The 13,043-nt window shown below is 55.0% G+C and carries 13 protein-coding genes; 12 read left to right on the top strand and 1 reads right to left on the bottom strand.

The features are described 5' to 3' along the window. Positions 1-27: 27 nt before the first annotated feature. The 4 genes from AC0LWM_RS06395 to AC0LWM_RS06380 all read left to right on the top strand — a co-directional run bounded on the left by AC0LWM_RS06395 (position 28) and on the right by AC0LWM_RS06380 (position 4,846). On the top strand, positions 28-3,657 hold the full coding sequence (locus tag AC0LWM_RS06395; protein WP_474674076.1) for an Npt1/Npt2 family nucleotide transporter: 3,630 nt from the start codon (positions 28-30) through the stop codon (positions 3,655-3,657). Positions 3,658-3,702: 45 nt separating this feature from the next. Beyond that, the gene (locus tag AC0LWM_RS06390) at positions 3,703-3,939 is read left to right on the top strand and encodes a DUF6953 family protein (RefSeq protein WP_474674075.1); all 237 of its coding nucleotides are present in this window, start codon (positions 3,703-3,705) and stop codon (positions 3,937-3,939) included. Between the two features lie 292 nt (positions 3,940-4,231). Further along, positions 4,232-4,432 carry a cold-shock protein gene (locus AC0LWM_RS06385; protein ID WP_025692494.1) on the top strand — a complete coding sequence of 67 codons (201 nt, stop codon included), beginning with the start codon at positions 4,232-4,234 and terminating at the stop codon, positions 4,430-4,432. A gap of 201 nt (positions 4,433-4,633) precedes the next feature. After that, entirely contained in the window at positions 4,634-4,846 is a 213-nt protein-coding gene (locus tag AC0LWM_RS06380; RefSeq protein WP_474674215.1) for a cold-shock protein, read from the top strand. A gap of 136 nt (positions 4,847-4,982) precedes the next feature. On the opposite strand, the gene AC0LWM_RS06375 is transcribed toward AC0LWM_RS06380, so the two are convergent. Continuing rightward, a complete protein-coding gene (locus AC0LWM_RS06375; protein ID WP_474674074.1) occupies positions 4,983-5,405 on the bottom strand; it encodes a hypothetical protein in 423 nt (140 codons plus the stop codon). A gap of 275 nt (positions 5,406-5,680) precedes the next feature. Here AC0LWM_RS06375 and AC0LWM_RS06370 point away from each other — a divergent pair, with 275 nt between their 5' ends. The 8 genes from AC0LWM_RS06370 (at position 5,681) to AC0LWM_RS06335 (ending at position 12,997) form a co-directional block, all read left to right on the top strand. Beyond that, complete coding sequence (locus AC0LWM_RS06370; protein ID WP_474674073.1) at positions 5,681-6,160, top strand: hypothetical protein; 480 nt, start codon at positions 5,681-5,683, stop codon at positions 6,158-6,160. Beyond that, positions 6,057-8,318 carry an accessory Sec system translocase SecA2 gene (gene secA2 / locus AC0LWM_RS06365; protein ID WP_474674214.1) on the top strand — a complete coding sequence of 754 codons (2,262 nt, stop codon included), beginning with the start codon at positions 6,057-6,059 and terminating at the stop codon, positions 8,316-8,318. The genes AC0LWM_RS06370 and secA2 overlap by 104 nt, the downstream gene beginning before the upstream one ends. A 199-nt stretch (positions 8,319-8,517) precedes the next feature. Further along, positions 8,518-9,324, top strand: a complete 807-nt coding sequence (locus AC0LWM_RS06360) for an alpha/beta fold hydrolase (RefSeq protein ID WP_474674072.1) — start codon at positions 8,518-8,520, stop codon at positions 9,322-9,324. Between the two features lie 81 nt (positions 9,325-9,405). Further along, positions 9,406-9,840, top strand: a complete 435-nt coding sequence (locus AC0LWM_RS06355; protein WP_474674071.1) for a YciI family protein — start codon at positions 9,406-9,408, stop codon at positions 9,838-9,840. Continuing rightward, positions 9,837-11,102: an RNA polymerase sigma factor gene (locus AC0LWM_RS06350; RefSeq protein ID WP_474674070.1), complete on the top strand. Its 1,266-nt coding sequence runs from the start codon at positions 9,837-9,839 to the stop codon at positions 11,100-11,102. Before AC0LWM_RS06355 ends, AC0LWM_RS06350 begins: the two co-directional genes overlap by 4 nt. Positions 11,103-11,123: 21 nt before the next feature. Beyond that, positions 11,124-11,564 carry a YciI family protein gene (locus tag AC0LWM_RS06345; RefSeq protein ID WP_474674069.1) on the top strand — a complete coding sequence of 147 codons (441 nt, stop codon included), beginning with the start codon at positions 11,124-11,126 and terminating at the stop codon, positions 11,562-11,564. Positions 11,565-11,598: 34 nt separating this feature from the next. Continuing rightward, positions 11,599-11,940 carry a DUF1801 domain-containing protein gene (locus AC0LWM_RS06340; RefSeq protein WP_474674213.1) on the top strand — a complete coding sequence of 114 codons (342 nt, stop codon included), beginning with the start codon at positions 11,599-11,601 and terminating at the stop codon, positions 11,938-11,940. A 211-nt stretch (positions 11,941-12,151) separates the two neighbouring features. Continuing rightward, positions 12,152-12,997, top strand: coding sequence for a DUF4097 family beta strand repeat-containing protein (locus tag AC0LWM_RS06335; RefSeq protein WP_474674068.1), 846 nt, complete (start codon positions 12,152-12,154; stop codon positions 12,995-12,997). The last annotated feature ends 46 nt before the right edge of the window (positions 12,998-13,043 follow it).

Below are 13,043 nucleotides of genomic sequence, written 5' to 3'. Positions count from 1 at the left end.
TATAGGTGACCGTCGGGGGAGAAGGGCATGGGCAGTATGGTTTCCGGCAAGGCGTTTAGCCAGTTGTCAGGGAGGTTTGCGGAAGACCGGGCCGAATACAGGAAAGTGCTCCTGCTGTTCAGCTATTTGTTTTGCGTCGTTTCGGCTTCGACGATCGGGAGAACGGCGGCGGACACGCTGTTTTTGAGCCGATTCGACAACGGATCCCTGTCGGCCATGTATTTGCCGCAAGCGGCGGTGATGATTATCGCAGGCTTGATGTTTCAGAAATACGCGTCCAGGGTGCGTCTTGAACGGCTGATTATCGCTCTGATCCCGCTCATATCGGCTCTTGTTCTAGTCTCCAGAATCGGCGTTGGACTGGAGCTTCGATGGGTATTTCCCGTAATTTATATCGGATTCGACGTATTCAACTTTCTCATGATCGTGTGCTTCTGGCAGTTCGCCACCTCGGTCATGGACCAGCGCAAGGCGAAAAAAATGATCGGGCTCGTCGGCAGCGGCGGCATTACCGGAGGCATATTAAGCGGATTCGGACTTAAGGCGCTTGTCCCGTTGGTCGGCACCGCCAATCTCATTTTCTTCTACGCCTTGCTGCAGCTGCTCGGGTTGGCGGCCGTTCTGCTGATCCTGCGGACAAGCCCGGAAACGGCGGAAGCCGTACCGGCCCAAGCTAGACCCGGCTCCTCGAGGCAAGCCAAAAAGCGCAAAGCAAGCCTTTTCGCGAGCGTGCCTCATTTGAAATACGTCGCGATTTTGTCGGCTGTGCTTGTGCTGTCGCTCACTTTGATCGATTATCAATTCAAAGTCATCTTGAGAGGGACGCTGCAGAACGAAGCGTTAGCCGGTTTTATGGGCAGCTTTTACGGCTTTTCGGGTCTCGTCGCCTTAGTTTTTCAATTATTCGTCTCCGGCCGCATATTGACGCGGTTCGGCGTGATGACGTCGCTGCTTGTTTTCCCGGTTGCGCTGATCGCGGGCAGCTTCGGCATATTGCTGCTGCCGTTTCTGGCGATGGCGGTTGTCGTGAAAGGAAGCGACAAGGTTATCGGCGATACGCTGTATTCGTCCGTGAGCCAGCTTGTCATGTTTCCCGTCCCGCCGGAATGGCGCGGCAAAGCAAAAGGATTCCTTGACGGCATCGTCCGCAACGGAGCGAAGGGGCTTGCCGCAATATGCCTGCTCGTCGTCACCCGGATGCTGGCGCCGGAGCAGCTGAGCTATGTCATCCTGCTGCTGCTGGCTGTCGGAGTCATCGCCGCAATAAGGGTGAAAAAAGCTTATTTGAGCACGCTTCTCGCGAATTTGCGAAGCGGCGGCGATGACGACGCGCATAAGGCGGAGCTCAACTTCATGGACCCGGCCAGCCGCCAAATCCTGCTGGACGCCCTGTCCAGTCCGGAGAAGCAGCAGGCGCTTTACGCCTTTCGTATTTTGCGGGGCATGGAGCCGCCGGTTCTTGCGCCGGAGCATATTCGGACGCTGCTTCGGCACCCCGCCGCGGTAGTTTGCATGGAGGCTCTGGCGTACTTGGAGCTCACGGTTCCCGAAGGTTTCGAGCCGACATTAAGGGAGTATGCGGCATCAAGCCATACGGCCATCCGTGCCAAAGCCATATTGGCTCTGGCCGCCTATGCGAAGGAAGGTTACTTGGATGAGATCACGGACGAACTGGACCATGCCAAGGTCGAAATCCAAGCCGCCGCCATCGCCGGGCTCGTGAAGTATTACGGCATCGAGGGGATGTTCCGGGCGGTCGGCAAGCTGAAGCATTTGATCGGCAGCGCGCATGAGGAAGAGCGGGTGGCAATGGCTGCCTTGTTCGGCGAAATCGGCGTAACCAGCTTCTACAAGCCGCTCATTGCTCTGCTGGAAGACGGCAGTGCGCAGGTGCGGAAGCAGGCATTGAAATCGGCTGCGAAATTGCGCGTGCCCGCGCTCGTTCCGCTGCTTGTCGACCGCCTGCAGGACAGCGAAACGCGCCGCCACGCGATCGAAGCGCTTGCCGCTTACGGCGAAGCAATCATCGTTCCGGCTTTGCAGCCCGATCTCGGCCATAAGGAAATCGGCTTGTATTTGCCCCCCGTGTTCGAGCGGATCGGCACGCAAACAGCGTTCGATACGCTGCTCGCGGCATATGAAACCGCCAGCTTCGACATGCGCGATCGCGTGTTGGAATCGCTGCTTCGCATGCATAAGGACGAGCTGAGGACCGATTCCAAGCGCATTGAGTGGTATATCGGACAAGAGCTGCGGCTTTATGTCCAATTTGCCGAGCAAGCTTCGCATGTCTTCGGCAGAGATGGGTACGCTGAAATTGAAGAGCTGGTCGGCGAAATTCGTTTAGACATCAGCAGGCGTATCTTTCAGCTTCTTTCTTTCCGATACGACAGTTCGACCATGCAGGCGGTATTCTCGAATTGGTCGGAGGGTGACGCGCGGCAGCAGGCCAATGCGGCGGAGGTCATCGACCAGACGCTGCAAGGCTCGTTGCGGGCCGATATGGCCCGGATGATGGCGTCTCCTCGCACCTTATCGCCGGTTTCTTCAGACGAAGTCCAGTTCCACCAGGCTGTGCAGTGGCTCTCCGCTCAAGGCGACGAATGGCTCGGCGACATGCTGCGGTTTATCCGGAGTCGGCTTAATCCCCTAGCGGTGGAAAGCGGCGCGGGACCAACAGCTGCGACAAGAGCCGCAAACGATGCCGGCCAAGCAGAGAGCGATGAAAGGCTCGCCGACCATGTGAGCCGCGTCCGTCTCCTTCGCAACGTATCTTTGTTTCAAGGCCTGACGAACCGCGATTTGTCGGCCATTGCGCTGCGTCTGCAGCAGGTACATATGGGTCAGGGCAGCAAGATCATCCAGGAGGGAGATCCCGGCGACTCGATGATGATTTTGGAGAGCGGCCGGGCCGGTGTCTACCGGAACGGGCAGCTGCTTCAGCAGTTGAAGCGGGGGGATTGCTTCGGTGAAATGGCGATTTTGACCGAAGGGCCAAGAACGGCAACGATTATCGCGGAGGAAAATGTCCTCGTCTGGAAGCTTGATTCAGCGGTATTCTACGACATGATGTTCGATCAGAACAGTATCGCGCTGGAAATGATGAAGCTGCTATCCCGGCGTTTACGGGCCGCGTTGAATCGGAGCGCGGTCCCGGAGCAAGAGCGGGGCGACGCGTCGTCCGGCCATGCCGAAGCCGCGGCGGCACGTTCGGCACAGGAAACGGCTGCCGTATCTTCAATGAAAGACGATGCGATATTGAAGCGAGTTCTCGTATTGCAAAAGATCGACCTGTTCCGGCATTTGTCGCCCGATGACTTTATCTGGCTGGCGCAAATGGTTGACGAGGTTGAATATGAACGGGGCGAAGTCGTTTGCCGGACCGGCGAGTTCGGTGATGCCATGTACGGCATTATCGAGGGCGCAATAACCGTACACCGCGGAAATGAGCGGATTGCCGAGCTTCGGGAAGGCGAGTTTTTCGGGGAGATGGCGCTGATCGACAGCGGCCCGCGCTCGGCGGATTGCACCGCCGCCTGCGACACCGTTCTGCTGCGTCTTCATCGCGATCAGGTGATGACGTATTGCTTCCAAAATATCGACGTGCTTCGGAGCATGATGAGGGTGATTGCGGACCGGCTTAAACATATGGGATGATGGGGATATGGATTCCTGAAGTCAATAAGAAAGGATTGTTTCATAATGGAAGCTACGGCGCAGCAAGTAGCCGAGTGGATGGTCGGCGAAATCAGGAACAAAGGGACATTGCATCAAAGCGATGCGATTGAGTATGTAAAATCCAAGTTTGGCGAAGCTTTTGTTTTTGTCAATGAAAACGGGCACCCTTCGCTCGACAAGGAGGTCAAGAAGGCGTTTCGCAAGCTCCACGGCGGGAAGGTAGCCTGGGATCGGGACGGCTTTTTCTGGGCGTGGACGTAATGCAATCGGCCTTTGCAAGAGGATGTTTTATTCGGGGCTTGGCGTTAAAGCGGGGCTGCTCGTCATGGGCGGCTCCTTCCGAAAATCGAGGAAATATTTAGTTTAAAAAAATGCACGATAATATTTGCTATTCGGTTCATCCTGTGTTATGATTAGGTCATTGAAATTTTGACCTGAATTCACATATTGTAGAGGGTTATATTTTTCAGTCTATAACCTTGTGCAATATGTGAATTTTTATTTTTCGCGAAATAAAGAGGTCATGTAAATTTAATTTTTGGAGGAATTCCCCATGCAAACAGGAACAGTTAAATGGTTTAACGCAGAGAAAGGCTTCGGATTCATCGAAGTTGAAGGCGGAAATGACGTATTCGTACATTTCAGCGCAATCGTAGGCGACGGCTTCAAAACGCTTGACGAAGGCCAACGCGTTGAGTTCAACGTTGTTCAAGGCAACCGCGGACCACAAGCTGAAAACGTAGTAAAACTGTAAGAACATAACCGATGCCCCAAACTAACGTTTGGGGCATTTGTTCTTATAGAGATAAGAAAGAATAAACTCCAGAGTTCCTGCTTCCTTATCTCGCAAGAAAAGCTTCATTTTACGCAGGGTCATTCATCGTGGATGCCGATCATATGAATGATCAGAGCCGTACTGTCCGCTTGGAAATCATGGAACGAAAGAGGGGTCGTCATGTACAATTCACGGAAAAAACCAATGGAAGAGGTTGCCGAGGAAGTAACAACGATCTGGACTTGCACGAACGACAAGTGCAACGGTTGGATGAGAGACAATTTTTCTTTTTCGAACGAGCCGACATGTCCGCAATGTCAATCCGCCATGGAGAAAAGCGAAAGGAAGCTTGCCGTGCTCGTCAATACAAGCCCGAACCAAGTTAAGGAATAGACTGCTGCCAAGACGAGGCAGACATTCGAGGTTATGCAGAAGAACACCGCAAGAGGTGTTCTTCTTCTTTTTTTTTGCAACAATATCAAAAAAAACAAGCCCTCCTCTGGAGGACTCGTCTCACGGCGATTGCGGCCTATGTGCCGCCGTACACGCTGCGGGTAATGATGTCGGCAACTTCGAGCTTCTGCGCTTCGTAGACGTCCGGTGGAATCGATCCGCTGGCGAGCCGCTTGTCCAACTGTTCCGTTAATTCGGCCACTTGCAGGTCGATGACGTTCTGCACATCAGCACCGTTTTCTTCCGCGATATCCGCGAGCGACTTGCCTATGTACAACGCGTCGTAAACTTCCTCATCCGAGCTTGCGCCGAGCGCTTCGCGCAGCGTAGCGGGAGCATCGGCGGATTGTATGGTCGAACAGGCTTCCTTCACATTGCTGCGAACCGATGATTTATCCAGTTGAGCGATTGCGGCGGACGCGCCGGACTCCTCGCTCCACATTGCTAGTGTAATGACGAAAGCTACCGTTCCGGCCATAATGATACGTTTCGGGCTCATCATAACAACCTCTTTTCAACAAACATTATTTTGGCACTGCATAAGATTAGACGATTATACCCAACAAAAGGTCGCAAATAAAAATACGTTTGACTTCAAATTTGGTTTCAAAAATTTTTAGCACCGGCGATGCGGCCTACGTACATTGTAACGCCGCCTCCTTAAGGTTGTCTTAAAATAACGCTAAAATGGGATGAAAAATCGACGGCGAGTCGGATTACGTCTCCCAGCCGATATGTTACAATATAACAATCATAACAGGGGGAGGGCTTCGAATGATATGGATCATTGTCATGATGGCCGTCGCGCTTTGCTCAGCGGCATACTCCCTGAATACCTTATTTCCGATTCGTGAAATAATGAAGGATCGAACGCCGATCGGTTTTGCGCTGCTGTTGCAAAATACGGCGGCGCTTTTCGAATATGCGGCGCTCGTGCTCGCGCTTGACGCCGCGGCAAGCTGCTTCGTCTCCAACCATGCCGTCCAGTCGTTTGCGATCTTATGGACCGAAAGCTCATTGCTCATCGTTATGCTGCGCCGGATCAAGGATCCGGGCCGCCAACTTGTCCTGCAGCCGTTCGAAATTGCGGTACACGACAAGGAGGAGGCTTATGCACGTTCATTCAAGGTCCCGTTCTTTATGGGACACAATCCATATCAAGCTGCAGCAGTATCAGCTGAAACGTTACGATTCGAAGCTGCGCGATATTCGGCGGCTAGGCACGGAAAGCTGGAGCGACGCCCGGCTGCTTGACCGCTCGCGATGGCTCATGGAGCAGGCAAGGGGAGGCGTCCCGCTGAACGGCCTGCTCATCGAAGCCTACGCGCTCGTTGCCGAAACCGCCAAGCGGCTGCTTGGCATGCATCCGTTCGACGTTCAGCTTGTCGCCGGCATGGCGCTGCATGACGGCAAGCTCGTCGAAATGCAGACCGGCGAAGGCAAAACATTGGCGGCCGTATTTCCCGCTTATTTGAACGCTTTGCCGGGCAAAGGCGTGCACGTGCTGACGTTTAACGATTATTTGGCCGGCCGGGATGCCGAATGGATGGGACCGATTTACCGGTTTCTCGGCTTGTCGGTCGGATATATCGGCGAAGGCATGGGCATGCGGGAACGAAGAGCGGCCTATGCTGCCGACATAACGTATGTGACGGCGAAGGAAGCGGGCTTCGATTATTTGAAGGATGCGCTCGTTTACGATCCGTCGGCGCTCGTCCAGCGGCCGTTCCATATGGCGATTGTCGACGAGGCGGACTCGATCCTGATCGACGAGGCAAGAGTGCCGCTTGTCATCGCAGGCGAATCGGACGTTGCCGCCGATACCGGGGACAGCCTTAAGCTTGCGGCTGTCGTCAAGGGGCTGACGCCGGGCGAGCATTACGATACGGACGATTACAAGCGCAACGTCTATTTGACGGAAGCGGGAGCCGATCGGGTCGAATCGGCGCTCGGCTGCGGCAACCTGTACGATGCGGACAACGCGCCTCTGCTGGCTTCGCTGCATTGTGCTCTCCATGCCGAGGCGCTTTTCCGCCGGGACGTCGATTATATCGTTCGCGACGGCAAAATCGAGCTCATCGATGAATTTACGGGCCGAATCGCGGACAACCGGCATTGGCCGGACGGCCTGCAAGCGGCCGTCGCCGCGAAGGAAGGGTTGGTACTGCAGGCCGGAGGCACCATTCTGGGCACGATCACGCTTCAGCATCTGCTCAGCCTGTATCCGAAGCTATGCGGCATGACGGCAACCGCGTTGTCGTCGGCGGACGAGTTCCGCAGAACGTATAGCCTGGACGTTGCCGTCGTCCCTCCGAATCGCCCATGCCGGAGAGTGGATCATCCAGCGCTTGTGTTTACGCACAAGGAAGCGAAGGTGGAGGCGCTGATTCGCGACATTGCTTCCGCACACGTAACAGGGCGTCCGATTCTGATCGGCACCGCCAGTGTCGAGGAATCGGACGAGCTTGCCGGGCTGCTGAAGCAGGCAGGCATTCCCTGTCATGTGCTGAATGCCGCTAATGACGAGCTGGAGGCTTCGATCATCGCCGAAGCGGGCAAGCTCGGATCGGTAACCGTGTCGACGAACATGGCGGGCCGCGGCGTGGACATCAAGCTGGGCGGCGGCTGCGACGACGAATATCGGAAGGTGGCCGGGCTCGGCGGCTTGTATGTCATCGGCACCCACCTCCACGAGAGCGTCCGAATCGACAACCAGTTGAAAGGACGCGCCGGCCGGCAAGGGGACCCGGGTTCGTCGGTTTTCTACGTCAGCCTGGAGGACGACCTGCTCGTTCGGTTCGGGCTGGGGGCCGCGATTCCGGAGCCGTACCGCCAGCTTAGGCAGGACGGACCGATCGACGATGCTGCCGTTGCGAAGACGATCGCGCATATTCAGCGTGTCGTCGACGGGCAAAATGCGGACATTCGCCATACGCTGAACAAATATGCCGATATGGTGGAGCAGCAGCGCCGATTATTCAGCGGCTGGAGGCAGGATGTGCTGCTGGAACGCGTCCCGCCCACGCGGCTTGCTGCCGCGGAGCCGGACCGGTACGCCGCGTGGCTCGAGCTCATCGGACTTCCGGCGCTGGAGAAGGCGGAGCGAAGGTTGACGCTGGTCCAGATGGACCGCTGTTGGGCGGATCACCTCGATCATGCCGCCTACATTCGGGAAGGCATCCATCTGGAGAGCATCGGCAGCAAGGACCCGCTCGAGGAGTATCAGAAGCGGATCATCGCCGCATTCGATGAGCTTTCTCTCCGCCTCGAAGAGCGGATCGTGCAGGCGTTCTTGTCGGTACCTCTGTCTCCGAACGGATTTGCTCCGGACCGGGAAGAGCTGCGAACCCCGTCCTCAACATGGACGTATATCGTGAACGACCGATTTTTCCAGAACAAGGTTTCCATCTAGGGGCCCGGCAAACATTGTAACGAAAAAAACGCTAAGCCTCGGAGCCTGTCCGGCTTAGTGTTTTTTCTTTTGATATTTTTTTAAATATTTTTGTGAAGATGTGTCGATTTTGTCGTTAGCGGTTCGTCGTCTTAATAGAAGCTCGGATATTAAGCAATTCAAAATCCAAAATAAACTGTTACTGCAAAGGAGACATACAATGAACTTCGTAACTTCACAAGACGGAACAAAGATCGCCTATGATCAAGTTGGTCGAGGGCCGGCACTCATATTGGTAGCGGGCGCATTCAGCTACCGGAAATTTCCGGGGCAGGTGCAGCTGGCTGATCTGTTATCCAAGAACTTCACGGTCTACAGCTACGACCGCCGCGGCCGCGGCGACAGCGGAGACGCAAAGCCTTATGCCACCCAGCGCGAGATTGAAGATCTACAGGCTATGATTGATGAAGCCGGCGGCTCCGCATATGTTTGGGGATTGTCGTCCGGGGCGGTTCTTGCCCTGCAGGCTGCAGCGAAGGGGGCAAACATCACGAAATTGGCCCTGCACGAACCGCCATTTGTAGTCGATGCCGCGGACCGCAAGCCGCCGGAACATTTCGTCACGCACGTTACCGAGCTTATTGCCGATAATCGCCGGGCCGAGGCCGTTAAGTATTTTATGACCAAGGGCATGGGTGCGCCTTCGTTCGTAATCGGCTTGATGCGCATCATGCCGGGCGTATGGTCTAGGCTCATCGCCGTTGCTCATACGCTCCCCTACGATGCGGCTTTGCTCGACGGATATATGGACGGGAAACCGCTGCCTGCGAAATTGTGGAGCGAAGTCACGATGCCGACGCTGGTGCTTGAGGGGACGGAAAGTCCTGCTGCGCTGCGTCGCGGTGCCCATGCACTGGCGGACGTGCTCCCCAATGCGCGGCTGATGAGCAAGAAGGGGCTCGGACATACCAAGAAACTCGATGCCAATATCATTTCATCGGAGCTTGCGGCTTTTTTTATGGAGTGATGTCGATTTGGTCCAAAATCATTCGTTGTATATACATAGAAGCGGATTTAACTTCAACTATAAAATAGGAGGTATGTACAAATGAGATTTATGATGATCGTTAAAGCTACAACGGATTCGGAGGCGGGGGTTATGCCCAGCCAGGAGCTTATCGATGCCATGCAGAAGTACAACGAGGAATTGGTAAAGGCCGGCGTATTGCTCGCTGCCGACGGCCTGCAGCCCAGCTCAAGCGGAATCCGGATTTCTTACCCGGAGCCCGGAGGCAAGCCGAAGGTGATCGACGGTCCGTTTACGGAAGCGAAAGAAATGATCGCAGGGTATACGCTGATCGAAGTGAAATCCAGGGAAGAAGCGATTGAATGGGCTCTGCGCATGCCGGATCCGCACGGCTTCGGACAGGGCGAGATTGAGCTTAGACAGGTGTTCGAGGTGGAGGACATCATGAATGATCCTGAATCGCTGGCGAAAGAAGAGGCACTTCGCAAACAAGCCCGGGAGCAGAAAAAAGCGTGACGTTGCCTTCCGCACATCGAACCGTCGATGCGATATGGCGAATCGAATCGGCAAAGCTTATCGCAGGGTTGACGCGAATGGTACGTGACGTAGGTCTCGCGGAGGACTTGGCCCACGATGCTTTGGTGATCGCTCTTGAACGGTGGCCGAAGATCGGCATTCCGGACAATCCGGGCGCCTGGCTGATGACGACGGCCAAGCGGCGCGCCATCGATCTAATTCGCAGGAACAAGCTGCGAGACCAGAAATACGTGGAGATTGCTCACAATACGGAATTGTATACTGAGGAAGACATGGATCATGCGTTGGACGGGAAGATCGGCGACGATATCCTTCGTTTGATCTTTATGACCTGCCATCCGGTGTTATCGCAGGATGCCAGAGTCGCCTTGACGCTTCGCCTGTTATGCGGGCTAACCACGGACGAAATCGCGCGTTCTTTCCTCGCCGCCGAATCGACGATTGCCCAGCGAATTGTCCGGGCGAAGCGAACCCTTAATGCCGAGAAGGTTCCTTTTGAGGTGCCTGCAGGGGAGGAACTCAAAGAGCGTCTGTCCGCGGTGCTTGAGGTGATTTACCTGATGTTCAATGAAGGATATTCGGCAACCTCCGGTGATCACTGGATCCGGCCCCTGTTATGCCAGGAAGCGCTGAGACTGGGACGCGTACTTGCCGAGATCGCCCCGTTCGAGCCGGAAGTTCACGGACTGGTCGCCCTAATGGAGATCCAATCTTCGCGGTTTAAAACCCGGGTTAACTCCAAGGGAGAACCTGTCCTGCTCATGGATCAAAACCGGGCGCAATGGGATCAATTGCTGATCCGCCGCGGTTTGGCGGCACTGGAGCGCAGCCGGAAGCTTGGACGGCCGTTAGGTCCATACGCGTTGCAGGCCGCGATTTCCGCTTGCCATGCCCAGGCGCCGACTGCAACCGATACGGATTGGACCCGAATTGCTGCACTTTACGAAGCGCTTTCGCGAGTCGCGCCTTCTCCGATCGTCGAATTAAACCGGGCGGTCGCCATCTCGATGGCGTTCGGCCCGGCCTTCGGGCTGCAGATTGTCGACGAGCTGAATGCCGAGCCGTCCTTAAAGGGATACCATCTGCTGCCGAGCGTTCGCGGGGATCTCCTCGTGAAGCTTGGGCGGTACGATGAAGCCCGTATCGAATTCGAACGCGCCGCATCCATGACCCGTAATGAGCGTGAACGGGCGCTTTTGCTGAACAGGGCGGCCGAATGCGAGCCTGGAACATCGAATTAAATATTTTAGGGGGGAATCATCATGCGATTTATGATGATCGTTAAGGCGACAGGATATTCGGAGGCCGGAATAAACCGAAGCCGGGAACACAGCGATGCCATGATTGCGTACAAACGGTCTTTGGCCCAAGCCGGTGTGCTTCTTGCTGCAGAGGAGCTTCAGCCAAGCTCGACTGGGATAAGGATATCGTACCCGTCGCATGGCGGCGAGCCGGCGGTACAGGCCGGTCCTTTTCCGGCAGATCAGGAGCTCATTGCGGAGTACACCTTGATCGATGTGGGGACGGAGAACGAGGCTCTGAACTGGGCGCTTCGGATGCCGGTTCCGGCGGGCCGCGGCGAATGCAAGATCGAACTGCGGAGGCTCGAGGAAAATTCGGATTCCTTGCGGGAGCCTAGACTGCAGGCGATGGAAGCCGATTTGCGGGACCATCTCGACATCTTGAAAAAATTTAACGGATGATGACCACACCGAATAAGGAGAGAATACGGAATGAATCAAGAAAGAAGTAACCGATTTTATAGAAGCGTTGCAAGAGCCATGGCAGAGGGAGCTGTCCGCTAAACTGCGTGAGGTTGTTCATCAGGCCGTACCGGATGTGCATGAACGTATTCAGTATAAGAAGCCCCATTTTTTGAAAAACGGAAAATACGCCGCCGTCATCTCCACATCAAAAGACGCGGTCAGCTTTACGATCTTTCATGCTGCCGGGCTGGAGCTTCCGGACGGCGTGTTCGACGGTCCCCCGGAAAGAAAAACAATGAAGCTGCGCAAAGGGGATACGTTTGATTCCGGGCGGCTGGCGTCGTGGGTCGGCCAAGCTTCAAGCTCAATTTAATCGCTAACTCAAGGTAGAGATCCACAAAACGGACAGTGCTTAACTTTGAAAAGCCAAAGTTAGCCTGTTCTTTTTTTTCGCAAACTGGACTTGGGGCGGGGAAGGATTTCATTCGACGGACCAATGCAGGCCGGCGCAGATGCTGGTAGTATGAATACATACAGAAAAGCGCGGTGTTACGCATTTTCGCGAATGAAGGAGAGAATGGATCATGAAAAGTCGGGTTTTGTTGGGCATTTTGTTAATTGCGGCAGGGATCGTGGGAATCTTCCTTGCGATGAATCATTCGAGGATCAGCTTCGGAAACTTTTTGAATTTGTCGTCTTCCAATGTCAATATCGTCAAAACGGTTGACGCGTCGGACGTTCGCGATATCAAGATCAGCGCGGGGAGCTCGAACATATCGGTCGTACGCGGCAGCTCCGACCAAGTCGAAGCTCGTTTGACCGGAACGATCAGCTCGAATAGGGCCGGTGACGTCAAGCTGGACGTTGATACGAAAGGGGATTCGCTGATACTGGAAGCCGACTCGGGCTCGGGCATCGGGATCTCATACTCCGACTTGGAGCTGACCGTTGAACTGCCGGAGAAAGTATGGGACTCCGTTTCGGTTGAAACGGGCAGCGGTAATATCAATGCAGAGCAAATCGATTCGGGTAAAATCGAACTGAGCGCCGGCTCGGGCGATGTGGAGCTGGTACGCTATTCGGCGGATAAGCTGACCTTTGACATCGGCAGCGGCAACGTAGAATTGATTGACGGACAGTCGGCGGTGAAAGGCGAAACGAGCTCCGGCAATATTACGGTAAAAACGGGCGAATTGACGCAGGATACGATTCTTGAGGCAGGCAGCGGCAATGTTATCGTGCAGGTAGACAGGGAACCGGAATCGCTTGAAGTGGATTTCGAAGGCGGCTCGGGCGAAGGGAACGTAGATTGGAAAGGCATGAAGGCAGTTACGATCGACGATGACGGCAGTACGCTGAAAGGAACCTTTGGCAGCGGTGACGCTTTGCTTAAAGTACGCACGGGCTCGGGCAATTTTAAGTTGAAATAAAGCGAACCGGCTGCAGTCGTTCTCGGGACGACGATATCGGAATAGG

This window comes from Paenibacillus sp. sgz302148, assembly GCF_056120465.1.
Note: the sequence above shows the minus strand (reverse complement) of the source record. Positions and strands in the feature narration are given on the sequence as shown.

Bases quoted from the DNA above. Each gene is read 5' to 3' on its own strand.
- AC0LWM_RS06360 (WP_474674072.1), top strand. From the start codon at position 8,518: ATGAACTTCGTAACTTCACAAGACGGAACAAAGATCGCCTATGATCAA.
- AC0LWM_RS06395 (WP_474674076.1), top strand. From the start codon at position 28: ATGGGCAGTATGGTTTCCGGCAAGGCGTTTAGCCAGTTGTCAGGGAGG.
- AC0LWM_RS06335 (WP_474674068.1), top strand. From the start codon at position 12,152: ATGAAAAGTCGGGTTTTGTTGGGCATTTTGTTAATTGCGGCAGGGATC.
- AC0LWM_RS06375 (WP_474674074.1), bottom strand. From the start codon at position 5,405: ATGAGCCCGAAACGTATCATTATGGCCGGAACGGTAGCTTTCGTCATT.
- AC0LWM_RS06345 (WP_474674069.1), top strand. From the start codon at position 11,124: ATGCGATTTATGATGATCGTTAAGGCGACAGGATATTCGGAGGCCGGA.
- AC0LWM_RS06385 (WP_025692494.1), top strand. From the start codon at position 4,232: ATGCAAACAGGAACAGTTAAATGGTTTAACGCAGAGAAAGGCTTCGGA.
- AC0LWM_RS06355 (WP_474674071.1), top strand. From the start codon at position 9,406: ATGAGATTTATGATGATCGTTAAAGCTACAACGGATTCGGAGGCGGGG.
- AC0LWM_RS06390 (WP_474674075.1), top strand. From the start codon at position 3,703: ATGGAAGCTACGGCGCAGCAAGTAGCCGAGTGGATGGTCGGCGAAATC.
- AC0LWM_RS06370 (WP_474674073.1), top strand. From the start codon at position 5,681: ATGATATGGATCATTGTCATGATGGCCGTCGCGCTTTGCTCAGCGGCA.
- AC0LWM_RS06380 (WP_474674215.1), top strand. From the start codon at position 4,634: ATGTACAATTCACGGAAAAAACCAATGGAAGAGGTTGCCGAGGAAGTA.